A 1,474-nucleotide genomic window follows, 5' to 3' on the forward strand; every position below is an offset into this window, starting at 1 on the left:
AGCCCCTTCAGTGCGTCCAGCAACTGGTGGGAGCTGTCCGCCCTGTCCCGCGCCGAGTCCGTGTCCTCGATCCGGAACACCATGGTGCCCTTGGTGTGGCGGGCGTAGGCCCAGTTGAACAGTGCCGTGCGGATCAGCCCGACGTGGGGAGTACCCGTGGGCGAGGGGCAGAAGCGGACCCGAACGGGCGTGTCCGCAGTGACGGGCGGGATGGAGGCAGCATTCGACGCAGAAGCAGTAGTCATAGTGGCTCCAACTTTACCGTCTGGCGCAAAGCCCCAGCGCGGAGCCAGGCCTCAGCGGCGGACGATGGGGTTGGACAGGCGGCCGATCCCCTCGATCTCCACTTCAAAGCGGTCCCCGGCGCTCACCAGGCCCACTCCGGCCGGCGTCCCGGTCATGATCACGTCGCCGGGAAGGAGGGTAAATGCCTGCGAGACAACGGACACGAGTTCCCGTACTCCCCTGATCATCTGGCTGGTGCTGCCATCCTGCCGCAGCTCGCCGTTGAGCCGGCCCTGGATCTGCAGGTCCTCCGTGTCAAGGTCCGTCTCGATCCACGGGCCCAGGGGCGCCGAGGTGTCAAAGCCCTTGGCCCTGGTCCACTGCAGATCGGTCTTCTGAACATCCCTGGCCGTGAGGTCGTTGCCACACGTGTAGCCGAAGATCACGTCGTCCACGCGTTCCTCGGGCACGTCCTTGCAGATCCGTCCGATCACCACGCACAGTTCCGCCTCGAAGGAGACTTCCTCGGAGAACTCGGGCAGCACCACGGGATCGTTGGGGCCAACGACGGCGGTGTTGGGCTTGAGGAAAAGAAGCGGCTGGGCGGGAACTTCGTTTCCAAGTTCATGCGCATGTTCCACGAAGTTGCGTCCCACGCCGATGACTTTGCTGCGGGGAATGATGGGGGCGAGCAGCCGGACGTCCTCCAACTTGTGCCGGACGGAAGTACGCTCCACCCCGTTGAAGAAAGGGTCCCCGTGGATGACAGTGATTTCCTCACTGCCTGTGTCACCTTCGACAACGCCGTAAAGGGGATCAGAATCGACGACAAACCTGGCAATACGCATGGGTCCTACCCTACCGTCTCGCCACCCCGCGCCTGTCGTTCTACGGCCGGGCCACTCAGCCCCGCAGGTAGTGAAGCTGCGCGGCAACGGACGTTTCAGCAGCGCGCCGCACGGAAGGGTCGACGTCGGAATAGACGGCGTCAGTAACCTCACCGACTGTGGCATCCTGGCCAAGCCGCTCCAGCGCCGCGCGGATCTGCGCCAGCCGTTCGAGTCGATGAGTCCGGTAGTCGCCGACGACGTCCGTCAAGGACGGCAGGACAGGACCGTGAGCGGGCAGGACGGTGGCCGCTCCCAGCGATTCCAGCCTGTCGAGGGAGGTCAGGTACTCCCCGAGGCTCCCATCCGGGTAGTCAAGCATCGTAGTGCCGCTGCCCAGGATGGTGTCCCCGGTCAGCACC

The 1,474-nt window shown here is 64.8% G+C and carries 2 protein-coding genes and 1 pseudogene; all 3 read right to left on the bottom strand.

Annotated features, from left to right (window positions below):
• The coding region (locus tag AC5RWX_RS33275; RefSeq protein WP_494100424.1) for a glutamate--tRNA ligase family protein at positions 1–245 on the bottom strand (245 nt) is incomplete at its 3' end.
• Positions 246–296: 51 nt separating this feature from the next.
• Positions 297–1,073 carry a fumarylacetoacetate hydrolase family protein gene (locus tag AC5RWX_RS33280; RefSeq protein WP_494100425.1) on the bottom strand — a complete coding sequence of 259 codons (777 nt, stop codon included), beginning with the start codon at positions 1,071–1,073 and terminating at the stop codon, positions 297–299.
• 55 nt (positions 1,074–1,128) lie between these two features.
• Positions 1,129–1,474, bottom strand: a pseudogene (locus tag AC5RWX_RS33285) (MBL fold metallo-hydrolase); the annotation flags it as partial.

The organism is Arthrobacter sp. SPT-J7 (assembly GCF_059089965.1).

Excerpts from the sequence above, each read along its gene's own strand:
- AC5RWX_RS33280 (WP_494100425.1), bottom strand. The coding sequence starts at position 1,073 with ATGCGTATTGCCAGGTTTGTCGTCGATTCTGATCCCCTTTACGGCGTT.